Annotated in this window: 14 protein-coding genes; 12 read left to right on the top strand and 2 right to left on the bottom strand. The window is 45.8% G+C overall.

Going from position 1 to position 14,580, the window contains the following annotated elements; all coding sequences use genetic code 11:
- Window positions 1-115: 115 nt before the first annotated feature.
- On the bottom strand, window positions 116-1,009 hold the full coding sequence (locus V7D18_RS12390) for a LysR family transcriptional regulator (RefSeq protein WP_426154583.1): 894 nt from the start codon (window positions 1,007-1,009) through the stop codon (window positions 116-118).
- Window positions 1,010-1,495: 486 nt separating this feature from the next.
- On the opposite strand from V7D18_RS12390, the gene V7D18_RS12385 reads away from it, so the two are divergent.
- From V7D18_RS12385 to V7D18_RS12360, 6 genes are read left to right on the top strand one after another with little or no spacing between them, the layout of a single operon-like run.
- On the top strand, window positions 1,496-2,854 hold the full coding sequence (locus V7D18_RS12385) for an aldehyde dehydrogenase family protein (protein WP_426154582.1): 1,359 nt from the start codon (window positions 1,496-1,498) through the stop codon (window positions 2,852-2,854).
- Window positions 2,855-2,865: 11 nt separating this feature from the next.
- Window positions 2,866-3,981 (top strand): 4-hydroxybutyrate dehydrogenase, encoded by a 1,116-nt coding sequence (locus tag V7D18_RS12380; RefSeq protein ID WP_426154581.1) that lies wholly within the window; start codon window positions 2,866-2,868, stop codon window positions 3,979-3,981.
- A 27-nt stretch (window positions 3,982-4,008) separates the two neighbouring features.
- The gene (locus tag V7D18_RS12375; RefSeq protein ID WP_426154580.1) at window positions 4,009-5,457 is read left to right on the top strand and encodes a 4-hydroxyphenylacetate 3-hydroxylase family protein; all 1,449 of its coding nucleotides are present in this window, start codon (window positions 4,009-4,011) and stop codon (window positions 5,455-5,457) included.
- Between the two features lie 41 nt (window positions 5,458-5,498).
- Complete coding sequence (locus V7D18_RS12370) at window positions 5,499-6,815, top strand: acetyl-CoA hydrolase/transferase family protein (RefSeq protein WP_426154579.1); 1,317 nt, start codon at window positions 5,499-5,501, stop codon at window positions 6,813-6,815.
- 4 nt (window positions 6,816-6,819) lie between these two features.
- A complete protein-coding gene (locus V7D18_RS12365; protein WP_426154578.1) occupies window positions 6,820-8,127 on the top strand; it encodes an acetyl-CoA hydrolase/transferase family protein in 1,308 nt (435 codons plus the stop codon).
- Window positions 8,128-8,148: 21 nt separating this feature from the next.
- The gene (locus tag V7D18_RS12360) at window positions 8,149-8,499 is read left to right on the top strand and encodes a hypothetical protein (RefSeq protein WP_242996444.1); all 351 of its coding nucleotides are present in this window, start codon (window positions 8,149-8,151) and stop codon (window positions 8,497-8,499) included.
- 5 nt (window positions 8,500-8,504) lie between these two features.
- Here the strand turns inward: V7D18_RS12360 and V7D18_RS12355 are convergent, their stop codons facing one another.
- Entirely contained in the window at window positions 8,505-8,792 is a 288-nt protein-coding gene (locus V7D18_RS12355; protein ID WP_426154577.1) for a NifU family protein, read from the bottom strand.
- A gap of 114 nt (window positions 8,793-8,906) precedes the next feature.
- Here V7D18_RS12355 and V7D18_RS12350 point away from each other — a divergent pair, with 114 nt between their 5' ends.
- From V7D18_RS12350 to V7D18_RS12325, 6 genes are read left to right on the top strand one after another with little or no spacing between them, the layout of a single operon-like run.
- Window positions 8,907-9,797, top strand: coding sequence for a LysR family transcriptional regulator (locus tag V7D18_RS12350; RefSeq protein WP_426154576.1), 891 nt, complete (start codon window positions 8,907-8,909; stop codon window positions 9,795-9,797).
- A 20-nt stretch (window positions 9,798-9,817) separates the two neighbouring features.
- A complete protein-coding gene (locus tag V7D18_RS12345; protein ID WP_426154575.1) occupies window positions 9,818-10,540 on the top strand; it encodes a MaoC family dehydratase in 723 nt (240 codons plus the stop codon).
- Between the two features lie 41 nt (window positions 10,541-10,581).
- Complete coding sequence (locus V7D18_RS12340; RefSeq protein WP_426154574.1) at window positions 10,582-10,818, top strand: acyl carrier protein; 237 nt, start codon at window positions 10,582-10,584, stop codon at window positions 10,816-10,818.
- A gap of 44 nt (window positions 10,819-10,862) precedes the next feature.
- Window positions 10,863-11,936, top strand: a complete 1,074-nt coding sequence (locus tag V7D18_RS12335) for an acyl-protein synthetase (RefSeq protein WP_426154573.1) — start codon at window positions 10,863-10,865, stop codon at window positions 11,934-11,936.
- A complete protein-coding gene (locus V7D18_RS12330; RefSeq protein WP_426154631.1) occupies window positions 11,926-13,131 on the top strand; it encodes an acyl-CoA reductase in 1,206 nt (401 codons plus the stop codon). Before V7D18_RS12335 ends, V7D18_RS12330 begins: the two co-directional genes overlap by 11 nt.
- Entirely contained in the window at window positions 13,118-14,557 is a 1,440-nt protein-coding gene (locus V7D18_RS12325) for an AMP-binding protein (RefSeq protein ID WP_426154572.1), read from the top strand. The genes V7D18_RS12330 and V7D18_RS12325 overlap by 14 nt, the downstream gene beginning before the upstream one ends.
- Window positions 14,558-14,580: the final 23 nt, after the last annotated feature.

Raw genomic sequence — 14,580 nt, 5'->3', positions numbered from 1 at the left:
AGATATAGTATCTGGATAAAAATGATTTAACTTACGAATTAAACTCCAATTTAACAGATGTAGAAAAGGCATTTCCGGGAAAAATTCTGGAAGTGTCTTTTTTTTACTGGCGTTATCAGGAATCCTGGGATAGTATCATCTGCTTTAATGCATTTGCAGCAATGCTTGGGCATCGGCTGGTATTCTCCACCAGACAGATGCTGCGTCTTGGAATCTGTTCCTTAAGAGGAATGGAGAAAACCTCCCCGCTTTCAAGGGCTTCCCTGGCAAATTGTTCCGGGATAAAACCGATACCCAGGTCATTTTTAATCATAGGCATCAGCTGATTCGTTGATGCAACTTCGATATCCGGCTTAAAAACAAGATCGTATTTTAAGAGAAGGTTTGAAAAAAACTCATAAGTCATGGTATCTTTTCCGAGACAGACAAATGGGTACTGCAGCAGCTCCGACAGGTTGTGTGGCGTGTCTTTTAAAAAGGAATAATGTCTCCCTCCAATTAATAGCTCCTGAAAAGACTTCAGACATGTTTCTTTCAGTGGAAGTCTGATGTTGGAAGGAGATGTCACAACTGCAAAGTGAACCAGCCGGTTTTTTAAAACCTGGATTGCCTGTGGTGTGGTGTGGTTAAGAATGCGCAGATGGATACCAGGATGGGTACTGTGGAACGCTGCAAGTATGGGAAGAAGATGACCATGCAGCGCCGTATCACTGACACTGATGGTTATCGTGCCTCCGCTTAGGTTTTTGTCATTGATCAGTTCCAGCTCAGCCGCCCTGAACTGTTCCTGGGCAATTTTTACATGGGAATAGAGCTTCTCCCCCTCAGGCGTCAATGAGATACCTCGGTTGGACCGCACGAAAAGCTTACACCCCAACTGATGCTCCAGATTATTGATGAATCGTGAAAGATTGGACTGGTTTGCCGAAAGGAGACCAGCTGCCCTGGAAAAACTTTTGCATGTTGCAACATAATAAAAAATCCTGTAATAGTCATATGTGATATCCATATACCCTCCGTTTATCTTCTATATAAATATTACATAATTAATATACAATATATATATTTTACATATATTAACAGCTATTATATACTTCTAGATATAAGAAGTAAAGAGAAGCACCATTATTTTACCTCAGGACCAGCTGTTCCCCGGTCTATCACGATAACACGGATTTATATTTCCGGTTAACCCGCCTCATATCACATCTGTTTCGTTCCAGTATAACTTTCCTTATCCGTTTATTGTCTCTCTGTATACGGCTTTTTTAGCATTTTCAAGTTAATAAATTAACAATAAAATCCGCAAAATATTCCTTGCAAAATTCGGGTATGGCTGCCACACACTAATGAATTGGTAAATATGCCAAAAATGAACCATAAAAAATCCTATTATTTATTATAAGTTTTTAGTATTTTTAAAAGCAGGAAAAAGGAACTAGAATTAACCATAGAAACAATGTTAAAAAAATCACTATCTAAGGAGATAACAAAAATGAGCCAATTAATTCAATCATTAGTGGAACGTTCCAGAAATGCACAGCAGGTCCTGCGTACTTATGACCAGGAAAAGACAGATGCAATTGTAAAGATGTTTGCAAAAGTTATTTTTGACAATGCAGAACCACTGGCGAAACTTGCTGTGGAAGAAAGCCGGATGGGCGTTTACGAAGACAAGGTCACTAAGAATAAAGGAAAATCCAGAATTATATGGAATGCATTAAAGAGTAAGAAGTCCATTGGCATCATCGGAACGGATGAGAAGGCCGGACTGGTTGAGGTGGCAAAGTCCATGGGCGTTATTGCAGCCGCAACACCGTGCACCAACCCCATTGTCACTCCCATGTGTAACGCCATGTACGCCATAAAATGCCAGAATACGATTATTATTGCACCTCACCCACGCAGTAAGAAATGTGCCATGGCAGTGGCTGATCTGTATTACAAAGAGCTGGACCGTATGGGAGTCCCGAGAGATATTTTCCTGGTAATCGAGGAACCGTCTATCGAACTTACCAACGAGCTGATGGCTGCCTGTGATGTTGTACTTGCTACTGGCGGTGCCGGCGTAGTAAAGTCCGCTTACTCCAGCGGAAAACCAAGCTATGGTGTGGGACCCGGCAATGTACAGGGACTGATTGATGAGGGAATTGATTACAAGGCTGCTGCAGGACGAATGATTGCCAGCCGTATATTTGACAATGGTATTATCTGTTCCGGAACCCAGACCATCATTGCACCTGAGAAGGATTACGATACGGTGATAAAAGAGTTTGTATCCCAGGGAGCCTTCTATATTGATGATAAGGCTGTTATTGATAAACTGGCAGAAGTGGTATTTCCAAATGGCGTGATCAACAAAAAGGTGGTTGGACAGTCAGTCAAAACCATAGCAGACCTGGCCGGGATTACAGTACCACAGGGCACAAAGGTCCTGATTGTAAAGCCTGAGAGACATGGCGCAGGAGTTGTTTGGAGCAAGGAGAAGATGTGCCCGATGATGGCTGCATACAGCTATAAGACCTGGGAAGAGGCTGTACAAATCGCATATGACAATCTGGTATATGAAGGAGAGGGTCATTCCGCAGACATCCAGTCCAACGATAAGAAACATATTGAATATGCAGGTTTAAAGCTTCCTGTTAGCCGTGTGGTAGTCAATCAGACCTGTTCCAGCATGGCAGGCGGAGCGTTTGCAAACTCATTGAATCCCACCACCACACTGGGGTGCGGAAGCTGGGGCAACAATGCAATCAGCGAGAACCTGTTCTATACCCATCTGATGAACAAGAGCCGGATCGCATTTGTAAAAAAGGATTGGAAACAGCCGTCAGATGAAGAAATTTTTGCATAGGAGGGACTGAAATGAAAGAGATTATTTTAAAATCCCAGATATCCTATTACGATACCTGCAAAGAATTTGCCAGAGAATTTAATCTTGGCAGCGGTGACCTCATATTGACGAACGAATACATATACAAACCGTATTTCACAACACTTGGGCTGAATGTCCATACCATTTTTCAGGAGGCATACGGGACAGGGGAACCGACAGATATCATGGTGGATGCAATCCTTGAAGCGGCTGCAAAAACAGACTGCAAACGGATTATTGCCATAGGCGGCGGCACGGTGATTGATATCGCAAAAGTAATGGCAGTGTCTTCAGGGGACCCGCTGGATTCCCTCTATGCTGCACCTGATAAAATCCAAAAGAAACGGGAACTTGTCATTGTGCCAACAACCTGCGGAACAGGAAGTGAAGTCACGAATATTTCCATTATCAACCGGACCAGGCTGGGAACAAAGGTAGGACTTGTATCACCTCACATGTATGCCGATGATGCGGTTCTGGTGCCGGAACTTTTAAATGGACTGCCATTTGCCGTGTTTGCCACCAGTTCCATTGATGCTCTGGTTCACGCTGTAGAGTCCAGTCTGTCTCCTAAAGCAACGCCATTTACAAAACTCTTTGGTTACAAGGCCATTGAAATGATCATCAGGGGATATCAGAAGATTGCAGCTGAAGGAATCGGTGCAAGGCTTCCCCTTATGAAGGATTTCCTGATTGCAAGCAATTATGCCGGGATTGCATTCGGAACGGCCGGGTGTGCGGCTGTCCATGCCACCAGCTATCCTCTGGGAGGCACCTATCACGTAGCTCACGGGGAGAGCAACTATGCCATGTTTACCGGGGTGCTTAAGAATTACATGGAGATCAGACAGGATGGCGAGATAGCAGTTATGAACCAGTGTCTTAAAAGACTGCTTGGCTGCCCGGCAGATGTGGTTTATGACAGGCTGGATGAACTGCTTGGCGCAATACTTCCTAAAAAAGCGCTTCGTCAGTATGGTGTAAAGCAGGAAGAACTTGCTGTATTTACAAAGAGCGTTATGGAACAGCAGGCACGCCTCATGGCAAACAACTTTGTACCCCTGGATGCGGACCGGGTACTTAAAATTTATCAGGAACTGTATTAATAGCTGAATGAAGAGGAGAAGAAGATTATGGCATTAATGACTGGTGAAGAATATGTGGAAAGCATGCGGAAACTGAAACTTAATATTTATATGTTCGGGGAAAAGATTGAAAACCCCATCGACCATCCGATTTTAAGACCGTCCCTTAATTCTGTCAAAGCTACCTACGATCTGGCTCAGCTGCCGGAATACGAGGATCTGATGACAGTAACTCTGGACGATGGACGTAAAATCAACCGGTTTGCCAATATTCACAGAAGCACGGATGATTTAATTAAAAAAGTGAAAATGCAGAGACTCTGCGGACAGAAGACGGCTGCGTGTTTCCAGCGCTGCGTGGGTATGGATGCGTTTAATGCCGAATGGTCAACCACCTATGAGATCGATGCGAAATACGGCACCAGCTATCATGAGAATTTTAAAAAGTATCTCCGTATGGTTCAGGATAACGATTTAACCGTAGACGGAGCAATGACGGATCCAAAGGGTGACAGGGGGCTGGCACCTCATGCCCAGCCAGATCCGGATATGTATTTAAGAGTTGTGGAGCGCAGGGATGACGGAATCATAGTCAGAGGTGCAAAAGCACATCAGACAGGTATTATCAACTCACAGGAAGTAATTGTCATGCCTACCGTTGCCATGGGGCCGGATGATAAGGATTATGCAGTATCCTTTGCAGTTCCTGTGGATACAAAGGGGATCGTAATGATTATCGGTAGGCAGTCCTGTGATACCAGGAAGCTGGAAGGGTCCCGGATGGATGTGGGCAACAGTGAGTTTGGAGGCGTAGAGGCACTGGTTGTTTTTGATGATGTATTTGTCCCAAATGACCGCATTTTCCTTAATGGTGAATTTGAGTATGCAGGTATGCTGGTAGAACGGTTTGCCGGATACCACAGGCAGTCTTACGGCGGATGCAAAGTCGGCGTAGGTGATGTTTTAATTGGAGCAGCAGCTCTGGCAGCGGATTATAACGGCGTACCGAAGGTTTCCCATATTAAGGATAAACTGATTGAAATGACACATTTAAATGAAACACTTTACTGCTGCGGTATCGCTTGTTCCGCGGAAGGGACTCCCACCGATTCCGGTAATTATATTATTGACCTTTTACTCGCCAATGTATGTAAGCAGAATGTGACCAGATATCCATATGAGATTGCACGTCTGGCAGAAGATATTGCAGGAGGACTTATGGTAACGGCCCCGTCTGAGAAGGATTTAAATGATCCGGTTGTAGGGGGCTATGTGGAGAAATATTTAAAGGGAATCGAAGGCGTATCCACCGAAAACCGTCTCAGGATCCTGCGCTTAATTGAGAACCTGACCCTTGGAACTGCTGCGGTGGGATACAGGACCGAATCCCTTCATGGAGCCGGCTCGCCCCAGGCACAGAGAATTATGATTTCCCGTCAGGGTAATATCGGAAGAAAAAAAGAGCTTGCAAAGGCGATTGCGAAAATAAAGGATTAAAAACGGCCATTTTAGACCTAAGAGGGAGGTTAGACACAGGTATGAATTGGAGAGAGATCTATACATCAAAATTAAAGCCGTTAAAAGAGGCTGTTAAGGTGGTAAAATCCGGTGACAAAGTGGTGATTGGCCATGCGGTGGGTGAACCCATTAAGCTGGTGGATGCAATGACTGAGTATGCGGTGCAGGCCGATTTAAGTGATATAGAGATTTACCAGCAGGTGGATATGGGGCATTCCCTTTATGCACAGCCGGGGATGGAAAAACATTTCCGGGAGAACAGTTTATTTCTTGGAGCAAAGACCAGAGACTGTGTGAACAGCGGGAGGGGGGACTTTACCCCATGCTATTTTTACCAGGCACCGGAATTTTACCGCAGCATAAAAAAACCGGATGTGGTTTTCGTTACGTTATCCCTGCCGGATGAGCATGGATACTGCAGTTTCGGTGTGTCCTGTGACTATACAAAACCGGCAGCAGAAGTTGAGGGCGCGAAGGTGGTTGCTGCAGTAAATCCCAATATGCCAAGAACGCTGGGGGACAGCTTTATCCATGTATCAGATATTGATGTGATTGTGGAAGATGACACCCCCATACCCGAGCTTGGGCTTCCCCAGATTGGGGATGTGGAGATGGCAATTGGAGAGCACATCGCTTCTATGGTGAACGATGGTGACTGTCTTCAGCTTGGAATCGGAGCGATTCCGGATGCAGTGCTTAAGTTTCTTGATAATAAAAAAGATCTGGGCATTCATTCTGAGATGATATCAGACGGCGTGATTGATTTATATGAAAAGGGAGTCATCAATTGCGCAGCCAAGAATTTTAACAGAGGAAAAATAGTCGTTTCATTCCTCATGGGCAGCCGCAAACTGTATGATTTTGCAGACGATAACCCAAGTGTCTACATGGCGCCGGTGGACTATGTCAATCATCCGGTCATTATCGGACAGAATGATAATATGGTATCCATTAACTCGTCGGTTGAAGTAAACCTGATGGGGGAGGCGTGCTCCGAGGCGATGGGACTGAAACAGTTTTCCGGAATCGGCGGACAGGTGGATTTTATCAGGGGAGCTTCCTTCTCAAAAGGCGGCAGATCTATCCTTGCATTCCCTTCCACTGCGAAGAAGGGAACGGTTTCCAGGATTGTACCGTATCTGACCCAGGGAGGAACGGTAACCACATCCAGAAATGATGTTGACTATATCGTTACGGAGCATGGAATTGCTAAGATGAAAGGCAATACGCTCAGAGAACGGGCCCGGCAGCTGATCCGCATTGCAGCACCGCAGTTTCAGGACGTTCTTGCAGAAGAATTTGAGAGTCGTTTTGCTGAAAAATATAAGGAGGTGTAGCCGTATGAACTGGAGAGAAATCTATGCTTCAAAATTGAAAACCCCTCAGGAGGCTGTAAAGATAATCCACTCAGGAGATACGGTTCTGATTGGTCATGCAGCGGCGGAACCAGATGGGCTTGTGAACGCAATGGTGGATTATGCGGTGGAACAGGATTTGAGAGATATACATATTGTCCAGCAGCATGATATGGGAGCCTGCAAATTTTTTGAGCCGGGGCTGGAGAAGCATTTTAAATACTCCTCCCTCTTTATAGGAGCCCGCAGCAGGAATTATGTTGCAGAGGGGAAAGGCGATTTTGTTCCCGTTTTTTTCAACCGCATTCCTGACTATGTGACGAATATGGACCCGGCACAGGTATTTCTTGTAACATTGTCTGAGCCGGATGAGCATGGTTACTGCAGCTATGGACTCTCCTGTGATTTTGCCAAGGAAGCAGGGGAGCGGCAGGGGACAAAGGTGATCGGTGCGGTAAACCCCAACATGCCAAGGGTGATGGGAGATAATTTCATCCACGTCAGCAATCTGGAAGCAATTGTGGAGAGTGATGAACCAATCCACGAACATAGCCGTCCGGTGATCGGAGAGGTGGAGGAAAAAATAGGCGCTAATATAGCAGAGCTTGTACAGGACGGAGACTGTCTTCAGCTTGGAATCGGTGCAATCCCTGATGCAGTGCTTAAATTTCTCGGTGATAAGAAGGATTTGGGAATCCATTCCGAAATGATTTCCGATGGGCTGATGGATCTGTATGAGACAGGTGCAATTACCGGTAAAAGGAAAAATATTGATAAAGGAAGAATGGTTATTACCTTTATGATGGGCACAAAGGAGTTGTATGACTTTGTCAACGATAATCCTGCCATCTGCATGAAGCCGGTGAGCTATGTCAATGACCCGTTCATCATAAGCCAGAATGACAATGTGGTATCCATTAACTCTGCTTTGCAGACGGATTTGATGGGTCAGGTCTGTGCAGAAACAATCGGACTGAAGCAGTACTCAGCAGTGGGAGGACAGATGGATTTTGTAAGGGGAGCGTCCGCATCCAAAGGCGGAAGGTCAATCATTGCCTTCGGAGCCACCACCAAGGGAGGAACCATATCAAAGATTGTTCCGTTTCTGACACAGGGAGCAGCTGTTACTACAAGCAGAAATGATGTGGACTATATTGTGACAGAGTACGGAGTCGCCCATTTAAAAGGAAAATCCTTACGGGCGAGGGCAAGGGCTTTGATCAATATCGCGGCACCTGCATTCCGGGATGATCTGTCAGTGGAATTTGAGAAGCGTTTCGGGGAAGCACTGTAACAAAATACAAGGGGGTACTATATGAATGTAACAATGATCTCAGATTTGCTGGAAACGCTTATGATCGTGGGGTTTGGTTTATCCTGGCCGTTTTCCGTATATAAATCGTATGTATCAAGAACGGCCAGAGGCAAAAGCCTTCAGTTCGAGTTTTTTATATGGCTCGGTTATATATTTGGCATCGCAAGGAAGTTTCTTCAGTACCATTATGCGGCCACTTACGACTGGCTGTTCTTCCTGTCATGGTTCTTTTATGTGCTGAATTTTGCTGAAATATCATTTGATATGTGGCTTTATGTAAGAAATGTCAAACTCGATAAGGCAAGAGAGGAAGAGCCGGTGGGGACCCGGGGGTGTCCCGGGTCAGATTGATACCGCTAGATCTGATGGTTCAGTATTTTATGGGCCATATCAATTAATTCGGGATTGATTTCTTCTATCAGAATGACATCAAGGATGGAAGGAAAAGCAGACCGTACTTCAGCGGTGATCAGTTCCTCGTTGGTACTGTGGGCAGCAGGGCAGCCGGAACATTTTCCGGTTAACCTTACTTTTAAAATATGATCCTCCAGGCTTTGTATGATCACATTACCATTATGCTCAGCTAATGCCGGACGCACTTTTGTATCAAGAACCGCTTCTATTTGTTGAATTGTAGCTTCCATTGTAACCCCTCCTTTTCCTTGTAGTTTAACAGCGGGCAGTTGGTTTGTCAATGGAAGCCATGATATGAAAACTTGATGGATAAAGATAAAAAATGATTAGAAAGAAGTAGTGGTATGACTGCAAATTTTGAACATTACAAAATATTTTATTACGTAGCAAAATATAAAAATCTTACCAGAGCTGCCAATGCCCTGGTGACCAGCCAGCCATCAGTAACCTACTGCATGCAGAATCTTGAAAATATATTAGGGTGCAAACTGTTTATCCGTTCCAGAAAAGGGGTTACGCTGACTGCGGAGGGAGAACTGCTTTACAGCTATGTTGCGCCTGCCTGCCAGCAGCTGATACAGGGTGAGGAAAAACTGAGAGAACTCCTTGGGGAGCAGCATGAGTATATCAATGTGGGAGCGACGCAGATGGCTATGCTTTCTTACCTGGTGTCCAGCTTAAAGCAGTTCCAGGAGCAGTATCTCCAGGTGAAATTAAATATTTTTAATTATAACACACCTCAGACACTCAATGAGCTGAAAGCCGGAAAGATTGATCTGGCCATTATTACCACGCCTTTTGACCAGGAACAGTCACTGAAGGTGGTAAAGGTAAAGGATTTTAACAGCGTGCTGGTTGGGGGTCCGATCTATAAAGAGTATCAGGGCAGAGTTGTATATCTGGAAGAGGTTGGAAAACTGCCGCTAATAACAATGTCTGAAAATACCACCACATTTCAGTTCTTTCAGGAATTTTACCGTTCCTGCGGTCTGACCATGCGTCCATCCATTGAGGTAGCGTCCATGGATCTGATTCTCCCGATTATCCTTAAGAATCTTGGGATCGGGTTTGTGCCGGAGGAATTTGCGCGGCCTCTGGTTGAAAAGGGAGAAATTGTGGAGATAAATCTGTATGAGCAGATACCACGGCGGGATATATGCATTGTCAGTGACAGCAAACGGCCTTTGAGCGCAGCCGCAAAGAAGCTGCAGTGTATGCTGGAATCCCGGGAATAGAATGATGCGGGAGAAATGACATGAGAATCGGAATTAAATTCTGCGGCGGCTGTAATCCGGTATATGACAGATGCAGCAGGGTCCGCAAATTCAGAGAAGCCAACCCCGGACATGAGTATGTTACCTCAGATACAGCAGCCGTATGCGACATTTGGATGGTGGTCTGCGGGTGCAGCCGCAGGTGCGCAGATGTGAGCAGTCTTAAGGATTGCAAAAAGTTGGTGCTTTTGTGGGAAGAGACGGGGTTTATACGTCTGGAACAGGAGATCCGGGCTGAGGAAAGAAGCTCTTCCTCTGGCGGCCGGGAAAAGAAAGTTCTTCACCTCTATGAGAAGGCAGTGAGACGGAGGTTGGTGACCGGGGAGGATGTACAAAGCTTTGCAGCGCTTACAGGAGATGAAAGTCTGCTGCATCTGGATTTTGAATTTGCAGACATGGCTGGATTTAAACGTCCTCCGGTTCACGGCATGTTTCTGGATTCTCTGGTATCCGCTGTCATGGGAACGGAGCTTCCTGGCAGCGGCACGTTGTATATGGATCATGCCACCAGATTCATCCGCCCGGTTTATCAGGGGGATACCATAGAAATCACGGTGGAATTCCTCTCATATGAGGAACGGGACGACTGCTATGTGGGATTATTTCGTGGAACCTGCAAAAATCAGTACGGGGAACGGGTGCTGACGTCCAGCTGCAGCCAGATGATGATGAAACGCTTATTCATAGCAGCCGGACCTGTCTGAAGACAGATACAATGCCAGTCTCAGTAGAAAGGGAGCAGACAATGACGAATTTGGAAAAATATGATCAGTTGTTTATAAAAGATTTAAGGGTTAAAAAGGAAGATTTAGAAGATTTAAAATACAGGGGCATCCGCACCTGGGATTCCATGGGACATATGGATCTGGTTACAGATTTGGAAGAAACGTTTGATATTCACTTTAATACAGCAGATGTTATGAACTTTTCTTCCTATGAAAAAGGGAAAGAGGTACTGAAAAAATATGGTGTAATTATTTAAGGACCGTGACCGGCTAAGTATCTGAAGAAAAGGGGAAGATTGACATGGATTATGAAATGATTCTGGCAAGGAAACCATATTCCCTTGGCAGGGCAGAAAAAAGGGAATTGTTCAGGGAATGGCTGACAGAACTGACAGAATACCACAGACAGCACTGCCAGCCATATAAGAAGCTGTTAAGAGCTCTGGAAATTCCTTCGGGCAGAAACATGGAGGAAGAGGAAATCCCCATGCTGCCCATTGGTCTCTTTAAGAGCATGGAACTGATGAGCGTTCCCCCAGGTCATATTTTCAAAACTATGACATCATCCGGAACAAGAGGACAGGAGGTATCAAAGGTTTTTCTGGATACAGACACTGCCAGATACCAGCAGATAGCGCTGGCTGGCATAGGGGAAGATTTTTTTGGAGATCAGCGGCTCCCGTTTCTTGTGATCGACAGTCCGGATGTGCTCAAAGACAGGGAGATGTTTTCCGCCAGAGGGGCCGGGATACTGGGGTTTTCTATTTTTTCCTCTAAAATATGCTATGCACTCACCAGTGACATGGAGCTGGATATGGTGGCCGTGGAAGCGTTCCTGAAACGATATAAAGATACACGGATACTTGTCTTTGGTTTTACATATATAATCTGGAAATACTTCTACGAAGCCCTCGCCAGACAGGGAAAGAAGCTGGAACTGGAAAATGCTGTCCTTGTCCATGGAGGAGGATGGAAGAAGCTGATAAGCCAGTCGGTTTCCTCTGATGAGTTTAAAAAGCGGATTTATTCGGTGACAGGGATCAGCCGCATCCATAATTATTATGGAATGGCCGAACAGACGGGCTGCATCTACATGGAATGCCCCTGCGGTAATCTTCATGCCAGTGTTTATTCGGACATTATAACGAGAAGGGCAGTAGATTTTACTCCCTGTGAATACGGGGAAAAAGGCATCATCCAGATTTTATCTCTCCTGCCCCGGTCCTATCCGGGACACTCCATACTCACGGAGGATGAAGGGATTATCATAGGGGAGGATGACTGCCTGTGCGGACGCCTGGGTAAATATTTTAAGGTAACGGGGAGAATCAAACAGGCCCCGGTCAGGGGGTGCAGTGATACCTATGAAGGATGAAGTGGTGATTCTGGCAGGGGTAAGACAGCCGGAGACAGAGCCGTGGGAACTATTTGCAGCTCCGGTACTGGATTTTCTGGGGCAGCTGTCCAGTGAAATACGCAGAGAGAGAAAACAATATGAACAGCTGGCGGCCTTTGGTTTCTGGTGCCGCAGATCCCATATGGAGGAATTCGGAAAACGGTATGAAGATGGGCGGTCCCGTCTGGGCCGGGGAATTATTTTTCATATATCAGCCGCAAATGTTCCGGTATTGTTTGGCTACAGCCTTGTCATGGGATTGCTGGCAGGCAACAGCTGCTCAGTCCGTATCTCTTCCAAATGCCAGGAACAGGATCAAATCCTGTGCCGCATCATGGATTGTATTCTAAAACGCCCTGAATACAAGGGGATGCGCAGGCGGATATCTGTCTTTTCCAGCCAGAGAGATTCCCTGGCAGTGAGAGAGGCGCTTTCGGGCTGCGCAGGCTGTGTGGTATGGGGAGGTGACCGTACCATAATGGAAATCAGATCCATGCCTATCAGGCCGGATGCGGTGCAGCTGAATTTTCCGGACCGGTATTCCATCTGCATCCTGAATACCTTGCAGTTGGGATATATGTCAGAGGAGGAATTAATGAATCTCGCCCGAAGGTTTTATAACGACACCTATCTTTTGGATCAGAATGCCTGTTCCAGCCCTGTATTTGTCATTTGGAACCAGGATGAAGAATCAAAAGAAGCAGAAAACGCCAGAGTGCGCTGGTGGAATGCAGTTGCGGGAGAAGCCCGGTCTTATGATCTGACAGCCAATAAAGCCATGATAAAATATGAACTGCTGTGCAGATATGCCATGACACTGGAAGGGGAAACAAAGATCAGCCGTTATGGGAACCGCCTGTATACAATCAGGCTGCCGGACATTCCCTCAAACACTGATCAGCTTCGGGGTGCCTTTGGTATGTTTTTCGAATACCGGGGAGACTGGAGAAAAGCCGTCACCCGTCTGGCCTCAAGCCGTCTTCAGACCATAACATACCATGGAATAGAAGAACAGGAAATAGTGGATTTTGTAATAAAGAATCATCTCTTGGGAGTCCACCGGATCGTGCCGGCCGGATGGGCGGCGGATATGGATCCTGTATGGGATGGCCAGGATATCGTCGCTGTGCTGTCCAGACAGATCGGAAGGGAAGCGCAAGATGCATCTGTTTGATAAGGAAAAGATATATGGTGACAGACTTCTGGCAGTGGATGACAAGGACAGGAACGTTACATACGATCAGCTGGATTCATTTTCAGGAGAACTGTATAGTAAGGTTGGGGGAAAAAAACTGATTTTTATCCTCTGTGAGAATACCATAGAGTCACTGCTTGGTTATCTTGGCTGTCTGAAAACAGGAATTGTCCCTCTGATGCTGGATAGTCATATCCACCCAAGCCTTTTAAATGGTCTCATAAGGGAATATCAGCCTGCCTTCCTGTACATACCAAAAACCTGCATTGAGAAGGCAGAAGGCAGCGAGGTCCTATGGCTGTTTGGCGGTTACTGTCTTTGCAGAAGAAATGAAAAACTGCCGCCAGCCCTGTATTGTGAACTATCCCTTCTGCTGACTACATCAGGAAGTACGGGCAGCCCAAAGCTGGTCAGGCAAAGCAGCGGGAATATTGATGCCAATGGGAAATCCATTGCCAGCTATCTGAAAATTGATGCCAATGAGCGGCCAATTACCACATTACCCATGAATTATACATATGGTTTGTCCATAATTAACAGCCATGTTTTAATGGGCTGTACGCTTTTACTCACCACATATGGAGTGCTGGAGCCGGCCTTCTGGTATTTTGCAAGGGAGAAGAAGGCTTCGTCACTTGCCGGTGTACCCTACACGTACCAGATTTTAAAGCGGATTGGTTTTATGGATATGGATCTGCCGGATTTAAAAACCATGACACAGGCAGGCGGTAAGCTGCCGCCCAGTCTGCACAAAGAATTTGCCCTTTACGCAAAACAGACCAACAGGAAATTCATTGTTATGTACGGTCAGACGGAAGCAACAGCTAGAATGGGGTATCTCCCTGCTGATAAATCGCTGGAGAAGTGCGGAAGCATGGGAATTGCCATACCGGGCGGCAGATTCTGGCTGGAGGATGACCGGGGCAATGAGGTCATAGAGCCAGACATACCGGGGGAACTGGTATATCAGGGGAAGAATGTAACACTTGGTTACGCCTGTTGCAAAGACGATCTTATAAAAAAGGATGAATGGAAGGGAGTTCTGCATACCGGGGATATAGCCAGTCGGGACAGCGAGGGGTATTACTATATAACAGGCAGAAAAAAACGCTTTATCAAAGTGTCCGGCAGCAGGGTGAATCTGGAAGAAGTGGAACGGCTTTTGAAGGAACAATATGAAGGAATTGATTTTGCATGTGTGGGAAGCGATGACAATCTTATGATTTACACGGATTGCTTATTACCAGACGAAGGGGAGGGGATTTTGGAATACTTATACCACGTAACTGGAATCGGCAGGGCAGCAGCTGTAAGGTATAGGAATAAAATCCCTAAAAATGAATCTGGAAAAACCCTGTATAAAGAACTGGAAACAACGGCATACAACAAAATGGAACGTAAATAACGGCATTTATGCCGGTGTGTAAA

It is taken from the genome of Lacrimispora sp. 38-1 (assembly GCF_049890855.1).
Classification (GTDB): domain Bacteria; phylum Bacillota; class Clostridia; order Lachnospirales; family Lachnospiraceae; genus Lacrimispora.
This window is presented reverse-complemented; position numbering and strand designations above follow the sequence as displayed.

What these genes read in the sequence shown, in the direction of transcription:
- V7D18_RS12390 (WP_426154583.1), bottom strand. Translation starts at nt 1,009, where the DNA reads ATGGATATCACATATGACTATTACAGGATTTTTTATTATGTTGCAACA.
- V7D18_RS12385 (WP_426154582.1), top strand. Translation starts at nt 1,496, where the DNA reads ATGAGCCAATTAATTCAATCATTAGTGGAACGTTCCAGAAATGCACAG.
- V7D18_RS12380 (WP_426154581.1), top strand. Translation starts at nt 2,866, where the DNA reads ATGAAAGAGATTATTTTAAAATCCCAGATATCCTATTACGATACCTGC.
- V7D18_RS12375 (WP_426154580.1), top strand. Translation starts at nt 4,009, where the DNA reads ATGGCATTAATGACTGGTGAAGAATATGTGGAAAGCATGCGGAAACTG.
- V7D18_RS12370 (WP_426154579.1), top strand. Translation starts at nt 5,499, where the DNA reads ATGAATTGGAGAGAGATCTATACATCAAAATTAAAGCCGTTAAAAGAG.
- V7D18_RS12365 (WP_426154578.1), top strand. Translation starts at nt 6,820, where the DNA reads ATGAACTGGAGAGAAATCTATGCTTCAAAATTGAAAACCCCTCAGGAG.
- V7D18_RS12360 (WP_242996444.1), top strand. Translation starts at nt 8,149, where the DNA reads ATGAATGTAACAATGATCTCAGATTTGCTGGAAACGCTTATGATCGTG.
- V7D18_RS12355 (WP_426154577.1), bottom strand. Translation starts at nt 8,792, where the DNA reads ATGGAAGCTACAATTCAACAAATAGAAGCGGTTCTTGATACAAAAGTG.
- V7D18_RS12350 (WP_426154576.1), top strand. Translation starts at nt 8,907, where the DNA reads ATGACTGCAAATTTTGAACATTACAAAATATTTTATTACGTAGCAAAA.
- V7D18_RS12345 (WP_426154575.1), top strand. Translation starts at nt 9,818, where the DNA reads ATGAGAATCGGAATTAAATTCTGCGGCGGCTGTAATCCGGTATATGAC.
- V7D18_RS12340 (WP_426154574.1), top strand. Translation starts at nt 10,582, where the DNA reads ATGACGAATTTGGAAAAATATGATCAGTTGTTTATAAAAGATTTAAGG.
- V7D18_RS12335 (WP_426154573.1), top strand. Translation starts at nt 10,863, where the DNA reads ATGGATTATGAAATGATTCTGGCAAGGAAACCATATTCCCTTGGCAGG.
- V7D18_RS12330 (WP_426154631.1), top strand. Translation starts at nt 11,926, where the DNA reads ATGAAGGATGAAGTGGTGATTCTGGCAGGGGTAAGACAGCCGGAGACA.
- V7D18_RS12325 (WP_426154572.1), top strand. Translation starts at nt 13,118, where the DNA reads ATGCATCTGTTTGATAAGGAAAAGATATATGGTGACAGACTTCTGGCA.